The organism is Streptococcus sp. 3613 (assembly GCF_013277375.1).
Taxonomy (GTDB): domain Bacteria; phylum Bacillota; class Bacilli; order Lactobacillales; family Streptococcaceae; genus Streptococcus; species Streptococcus pseudopneumoniae.
On sequence record NZ_VMMV01000124.1, the window covers coordinates 1 to 6,917 of the forward strand.

The 6,917-nt window shown below is 43.2% G+C and carries 6 protein-coding genes, 1 pseudogene and 1 riboswitch; all 7 genes and pseudogenes read right to left on the bottom strand.

What is annotated here, in order from left to right; translation table 11 throughout:
• Positions 1 to 110 precede the first annotated feature (110 nt).
• A complete protein-coding gene (locus HT708_RS11150) occupies positions 111 to 2,543 on the bottom strand; it encodes an ATP-dependent Clp protease ATP-binding subunit (RefSeq protein WP_001109697.1) in 2,433 nt (810 codons plus the stop codon).
• Position 2,544: 1 nt separating this feature from the next.
• Positions 2,545 to 3,003, bottom strand: a complete 459-nt coding sequence (locus HT708_RS11155; RefSeq protein WP_001211274.1) for a CtsR family transcriptional regulator — start codon at positions 3,001 to 3,003, stop codon at positions 2,545 to 2,547.
• Between the two features lie 122 nt (positions 3,004 to 3,125).
• Positions 3,126 to 3,851, bottom strand: coding sequence for an ABC transporter ATP-binding protein (locus HT708_RS11160; RefSeq protein WP_000136235.1), 726 nt, complete (start codon positions 3,849 to 3,851; stop codon positions 3,126 to 3,128).
• On the bottom strand, positions 3,851 to 4,858 hold the full coding sequence (locus HT708_RS11165; protein WP_050261791.1) for an ABC transporter substrate-binding protein: 1,008 nt from the start codon (positions 4,856 to 4,858) through the stop codon (positions 3,851 to 3,853). The genes HT708_RS11160 and HT708_RS11165 overlap by 1 nt, the downstream gene beginning before the upstream one ends.
• A 37-nt stretch (positions 4,859 to 4,895) precedes the next feature.
• Complete coding sequence (locus HT708_RS11170) at positions 4,896 to 5,654, bottom strand: ABC transporter permease (protein ID WP_165778281.1); 759 nt, start codon at positions 5,652 to 5,654, stop codon at positions 4,896 to 4,898.
• Positions 5,617 to 5,907 carry a thiamine-binding protein gene (locus HT708_RS11175; RefSeq protein ID WP_000647658.1) on the bottom strand — a complete coding sequence of 97 codons (291 nt, stop codon included), beginning with the start codon at positions 5,905 to 5,907 and terminating at the stop codon, positions 5,617 to 5,619. The genes HT708_RS11170 and HT708_RS11175 overlap by 38 nt, the downstream gene beginning before the upstream one ends.
• Positions 5,908 to 5,976: 69 nt before the next feature.
• Positions 5,977 to 6,079: riboswitch (TPP riboswitch) on the bottom strand.
• A gap of 111 nt (positions 6,080 to 6,190) precedes the next feature.
• Positions 6,191 to 6,917, bottom strand: a pseudogene (locus tag HT708_RS11180) (group II intron maturase-specific domain-containing protein); the annotation flags it as partial.

The window sequence follows — 6,917 nt, forward strand, 5'->3', positions numbered from 1 at the left end:
TATCCTAAAAAATGCTTGAACTACAAATCACCCAGAGAAGACTTCTTCATGGCTAACTTGAACTTGAAATTTGGCAAAAGAGAATCAAGATTACTCCTGATTCTCCATTTTTATGCAATATCAAATTTTAACTGGCCTGCTTTGACACCAATCTTAAGTGTGCTGCCTGCCACTAAATCTCCCTTGAGAAGAAGTTCTGCCAACTTGTCCTCCACTTCTGTTTGCAGGGTTCTGCGAAGTGGGCGAGCTCCCATCTCTGGGTCATATCCTTGATTTGCTAACAATTTCAGAGCTGAAGCTTGTAATTTCAAGTCAATGCCTTTTTCAGCCAAACTTGCCACTAAAGGCTTGACCATAATCTTCACCACTTCCTGCATATGATCACTAGATAGGCTATGGAAGACCACCTTCTCATCAATACGGTTGATGAATTCCGGTCTATAAGCTTTTTTCAGTTCTTCAAACATGCGTTTTTCCATATTTTCCTGGTCAAAACGAATATCCTTAGCCCCAAAACCAACAGTCTTATCATCACGAAGGGCAGTCGCACCTAGGTTCGATGTCATAATGATAATGGTATTTGAAAAATCGACCTTGCGTCCCTTGCTATCGGTCAAGACACCGTCATCCAGAACCTGCAAGAGAACATTAAAGATATCTGGGTGAGCCTTCTCTACCTCATCAAAGAGGAGAACGGAATAGGGTTTATTGCGAACCTTCTCTGTCAACTCCCCACCTTCTTCGTAACCCACATAGCCTGGAGGAGCTCCATTTAGACGGCTGGCTGCGAATTTCTCCATATACTCACTCATATCAAAGCGGATAAGGGCTGATTCGTCATCAAAGAGAACTTCTGCCAAAGCCTTGGCCAACTCGGTCTTACCGACACCTGTGGGTCCTAGGAACATAAAGGAACCGATCGGACGCTTGTGACTGCGAATTCCTGACTGATTACGGCGAATCGCACGACTAATACTTGAAACAGCTTGATCTTGACCGATAACCCGTTTATGGAGTTCTGCTTCAAGATTTAGATATTTCTTAGCGTCAGTCTGAGTCAGCTTTTGAACTGGGATTCCTGACAAGCGACTCAAGGTGGTCAAAATATCAGACTCTGTCACCAAGTCTTTGTAGACAGGTACTTCCTCTTCTTTTGCGATTAGCTGGGCTGCCTGTTTCCACTTGCCATCCATCAGGGCCTTGTCAGCTGGACTCAAATCTGAATCGTCTGCTTTTACATGCTTTGCCTTATTTTGCACTGTTGCTGCTGCTTCGTCCAAGAGGTCGATAGCAGAGTCTGGCAAGTGACGACTGGTTAAATAACGATGAGCCATCTTAACCGCTGTTTCAACCGCTTCATCTGTGATTTGTACACGGTGATGTTTCTCATAAGTCGCCTTCAAACCTTGTAAAATAGTCATACTATCTGCCACACTTGGTTCTTCAATCGTCACTTTAGCGAAACGACGAGAAAGTGCCGCATCTTTTTCGATATGTTTTTGATATTCTTCCTGAGTAGTGGCACCAACCGTTCTCAAAGTTCCACGCGCCAAGGCTGGTTTCAAGATATTGGCCGCATCCAGAGTCGAATCAATCCCGCTACCAGAACCCATGATGGTGTGGAGTTCATCGATAAAGAGGATGACTTGGCCATCTTCTTCAATATCCTTGATGATATTGTTCATGCGCTCTTCAAAGTCACCACGGAAGCGTGTCCCTGCAACGACATTCATCAAATCAAGTTCTAACACGCGCATCTTAGCCATTTCCGCAGGCACGTCACCACTAGCAATACGCTGGGCAAGACCAAGGGCCAGAGCTGTTTTCCCGACACCAGCATCCCCAACCAAGACAGGGTTGTTCTTAGTCTTACGGCTCAAGATTTGAATCATACGTGAGATTTCCTTGTCCCGACCGATGACTGGTTCTAACTTGCCAGAACGCGCTTGCTCTGTCAAATCATGCGTATAATCCTCGAGACCACCACTCGGAGTCTGCGGCATGCCCATCATATTGGCCATAGAATTTTGCTTGTCAGCTACTGTACGATGGCGTTGGCGTAAAGCCTTGAGATCTTCACGAGTCCAGCCTGCCCGTTCTTCTAAATTTCGACGAAGAGCAGCAATCTTGACCTGATCTTTCTTGTCTTCATAAGAAAAACCAGCCCTCTCCAAGATACGAGTCGCCAAGGCATTGCCATCATGCAAAATCGCATAGAGGACGTGCTCTGTCCCTAGTACCTTAGCATGGACCACTGACGCTACATACTCTGCTTCATCAAAAAGAACCTGCAAACGACGGGAGAACGGCAATTCCGTAAAGGTTTCATCCTGGCTATAGTCCGTTTCAGTCAGTTCCAAAGCCACCTCTTCTAAACGGTCCATCTCATACGGATAATCATTTAAAGTTGCCCCTGCTACACTATAACTGTGATTAGACATGGCAATCAACAAGTGCCACGACTCTAGATAACGAGCTCCAAAATGTCCAGCAACCATGTAGGCACTTTCGATACATTCATTCAATGCTTTTGAATAGTTCATCTTACTTCCCTTTTCTATCTACCTCTTGTATGACCTGACGTAGCATGTTTGCTCGAACAACTGGAGCTTCTTCTCCTAAAACGCGATCCAAAGCTACTGATTCTAGCAAATTCATCTCCTGCTTGGTCATCAATTCCTGCTCAACCAAAAGCTGGAGAATATCCTCATAAATTTCTTGACTGACTCGCTCACCAATCGAGTAAAGCAGCTCCCGGAGCATTTCATGATGACTAGAAAACTCAATCCGTCCTATACGAATGTAGCCTCCGCCACCACGCTTACTTTCAACCAAGTAGCCTCTACTTTCCGTAAAGCGTGTCTTGATCACGTAGTTAATCTGACTAGGAACAACCTGAAAGGTATCTGCCAACTGACTCCGTTGCAACTCCACGATACCAGATTGATCTAAAATCGCCTTGATGTAGGCCTCAATATGATCCGATGTATTTTTAAATCTCATTACAAACCCACCTCTCTCTTTAAACCTTGACTATCTTTGACTATTATACCGAAATTTTCTCATTTTTAAAAGAAAAAGGGCGCTGGTAAAGGATAATCTTCACCAACTCCCTATTTTTCTACTTATTCTAAGCCTAATTCTGCCAAGATTTGACGTTTGTAGGCAATCTTTTGGACTTCCTTGTCCTCATCTTCAGACCAGTCTAGTTTAATTTCTGAAACAATCTGCCCAGGGCGATTTTTCAAGATATAGATGCGGTCGCTGAGATTAAGAGCCTCCTCTATACTATGAGTAATAATCAATGTTGTCAAGTGCAACTGCTTGTGAATCTCAAGGTACCAAGCGTGTAGTTCCATCTTGGTCATCTCATCCAAGGCGCTAAAAGCCTCGTCTAAGAGAAAGAGCTTGTGCCCGAAAAGGTAAGTTCGAAGCAAGGCTACACGCTGGCGCATCCCGCCACTGAGTTCATGAGGGTATTTATCTCTTACAGCTGTCAACTGGAAGGTCGCAAGAATTTCATCCGCCCGGGCAATGGCTTCCGCCTTATCCACTTTTTGAATCAAGAGGGGCAGAATGATATTTCCAAGCACCGTCTTGTGCTCCAAGAGCAAGTCCTTTTGCAACATATAACTCACGCGCCCCTTGGGATTTTCTTCACCATCCAGGACAATTCTCCCAGACTGGACTTCTAAAATCCCAGCGATTAGATTAAAGAGAGTGGTCTTTCCAACACCGCTTGGACCTAGGATAGAAACCACTTCACCTGAAGTCACCTGCAGATTGATGTCCTCTAAAATCCTCTCCCGACCATAGGCATAACTGACGTGTTCTAGTCTTATTTCTGTCATTATTTCACAAATTCGTTGGTGAAGCCTTTATCTGTCAAATCTTCTTTAAGGATACCATTTTCTTTATCCCATTTGTAGAAGGCATTCCAGCGAGTTGCATCAAATTGACCCCATTTTTCCTTGTCGCTTGCGTATTCTTTTGACAAGTATTTTTGAGATTCGATGACAAAGTCACGTTTTTCCTGAAGTTCAGGTGCATTCTTGATGAGGATATCAGCCGCTTCTTCTGGATGCTCCATAGCATATTGGTAACCTTTTTTGATGGCTTGGATGACTTTACGAGCTTCTTCTTTGTTATCTTTCAGATAGTCGTTGTTTGCGATGATAACTGGTGAATAGTAGTCAAACTCCTTGACATAGTCTTTCAAATACATGAAGTTAGCATCTACACCTTGAGATTTAGCAAGTATACCATCCCAACCGTAGTAGATCCAAGCAGTGTCAAAGACACCATTGGCAATAGGTGTGATAGAGTTTGAGTCGTTATTTGGTACTTTTTCTACCTTCTCAAAGTCCCCACCTTGTGATTCTACCAATGTTTTCAACATAGCAAGTTCAGTTGGGTCATTCCAAGTCCCGTATTTCTTACCAACCAAGTCTTTTGGACTGCTTACATTGTCAGATTTACGTGAGATGATTCCTGATGTATTGTGTTCAACAATAGCTGCAACGGCAGTGATTCCTGCTCCTTTTTCCAATTTTTTAGCCATGTAGTCTTGGAAATACACTGCAAATGGTGCCTTACCATTGATAACCAAGTCAGATGAGCTTTCTTCTGGTGGCAATTTCAAATCAACATCCACTCCAGCTTCTTTGAAATAACCTTTTTCCTTGGCAACATATAGCCCTGTGTGGTTAGTATTTGGTGTCCAGTCTAGGATAAAGTCGATCTTCTTGAGTTCTGCCTCTTTGTTATCCTTAGAAGCAGTTCCTTGACCACAGGCCACAAGTACAACAGCTACAAGAGCTGTTAAAACAGTTAAAAACACTTTCCATGTTTTCTTCATTTTGATTTCCTCTTTTCTTTTTTGAAACATTCTAATTCTACGAACGTTTCCATTTAATAACATATTTTTCACTGACATCAACCAGCTTCATACCGAGAAGACTGATAATCGATACCAGAATAATAATAGCAAACATGGTATCATACTGAAACAGTTTCTTGGACTGAATCATGTAGACACCTAGTCCTTCAAAGCCTCCCAACCACTCAGATACCACTGTTGTGATAAAGGCGTAGGAGACACTGACCCTCAGACCTGCATAAAAGTAAGGCAGGCTGACTGGAATTTTAAAATGCCACAGGATTTGCCAAGGCTTGGCCCGCATCAGACTAAACAAGGTCAGCATATCCTTGTCACAATGCCTAAAGCCGTCCAAAATACTGACGATGATAGGAAAAGTGGTCGTCAAGATAATCAGGACAATCTTGGGCAAAATCCCATAACCGAGCCACAAGACCAAAATAGGGGCTATGGCAATGGTCGGGATAGTCTGAACGACCACCATCATAGGGTAAATCAGGTCATTGAGCCAAGTCAAACTATCCATGAGTACAGCCATGAGACAGGCAATCAAGACTCCCAAAATTAGACCTAGCAAAGCCACTCTCAACGTGGCCCAGCTATGGTGCCAGAGAAATTCTCTGTCACGAGCAAAGGCCTGGAGAATTTCAAAAGGTGTCGGCAGGATAAACTTGGGGAGAAGTTTAAGAAAACCTGCTAACTGCCAGATTGACAAGACTCCTAGAAAGCCCAATAGACTAATGTGTCGTCTCAGCATACTTTTCAAGCTTCTCATCAATACTTAAAATCTCTCCTACATTTATTTTGACATTGGCAAAGACATTATCTGCCTCCTGCCCTGCCACTTCCAGCGCTTCTTTTAGAATGCGCATAAGCTCATCAAACTCCCCTTCCAAGACCGTTTCAAATGGTGTCACCACCATGGTCACTTCTTGAGCTTGCAGATAAGCAATGACCTGATCAATAACAGCTATCCGATCAATCCCCTGTGCTAGGGGTAAAACTTGCAAGGCGATGCTTGCTTTCATAAAAACCTCCTCTTCTCGTTTTCCTTTGACAAAAAGAAAAACCTTTACCATATATGGAAAAGGTGCAAAATCAGACTAAGTATCGTTCCCTCCGCTGGCATTACCCAGATCAGGTGCGGTCGAAGTTTAACACTTCCTCTCAGACTGTACACAGACTCCCATATATTATATGTATATATGATAGCGCAAAATAAGAAAAATGTCAAGGAAATTGCTTAATCGAGTAGGGGATAATCTCTAGCCCCTCTCACACCACCGTACGTGCCGTTCGGCATACGGCGGTTCAACTAACTTTTAACACATGTCGTTCAAGGTAATAATCCAAACACGAAACCAGTCCACGTTTTTCAAGGACTGGTTTTGATATAGCACGTTTAGTACCGACTTCTGAGCTACTAATTGATAATGGTCACCCCAGCCAGATACCTTATCTGCTATCCATTTAGGAACTCCTAACTTAAGCAATCCCCATAGTCGTCTCGATTTCTTCTTCCATTGCTTCCAGATAATCACTCGTAGGCGAGTACGCAAGCGCTCATCTATGCTGGTGACAATACTTTTCATATTTCCCAATGAGAAATAGTTTATCCATCCTCGAATAGACAAATTCAGTTGCTCAATACGTCTTGTTAAGTCTATACTCCATTTCCTCTGTGTTAGTTTCTTCAATTTAAGCTTAAATCTCCGAACACTATCTTGATGGGGACGACTTTTCCAACCATCTGATGATTTCCAGAACCCAAAACCTAAGTATTTCAGCTCTCTTGGTCTGGTAATCTTAGTCTTGGTCATATTTACTTTCAAACCTAGCCGTTTCTCAATAAAACGACTGACTGAATACATCACACGCTTAGCGGCTGCCTCGCTTCCGACCGTCATCACACAATCATCTGCGTAGCGCACAAATCGAAGTCCCCTCTTTTCTAATTCCTTGTCCAATTCATTAAGCATGATATTGGATAAGAGAGGAGATACATTTCCTCCCTGTGGTGTGCCAACTAGCGTTTTAT

Bases quoted from the DNA above. Each gene is read 5' to 3' on its own strand.
- HT708_RS11165 (WP_050261791.1), bottom strand. From the start codon at position 4,858: ATGAAGAAAACATGGAAAGTGTTTTTAACTGTTTTAACAGCTCTTGTA.
- HT708_RS11155 (WP_001211274.1), bottom strand. From the start codon at position 3,003: ATGAGATTTAAAAATACATCGGATCATATTGAGGCCTACATCAAGGCG.
- HT708_RS11150 (WP_001109697.1), bottom strand. From the start codon at position 2,543: ATGAACTATTCAAAAGCATTGAATGAATGTATCGAAAGTGCCTACATG.
- HT708_RS11160 (WP_000136235.1), bottom strand. From the start codon at position 3,851: ATGACAGAAATAAGACTAGAACACGTCAGTTATGCCTATGGTCGGGAG.
- HT708_RS11170 (WP_165778281.1), bottom strand. From the start codon at position 5,654: ATGAGAAGCTTGAAAAGTATGCTGAGACGACACATTAGTCTATTGGGC.
- HT708_RS11175 (WP_000647658.1), bottom strand. From the start codon at position 5,907: ATGAAAGCAAGCATCGCCTTGCAAGTTTTACCCCTAGCACAGGGGATT.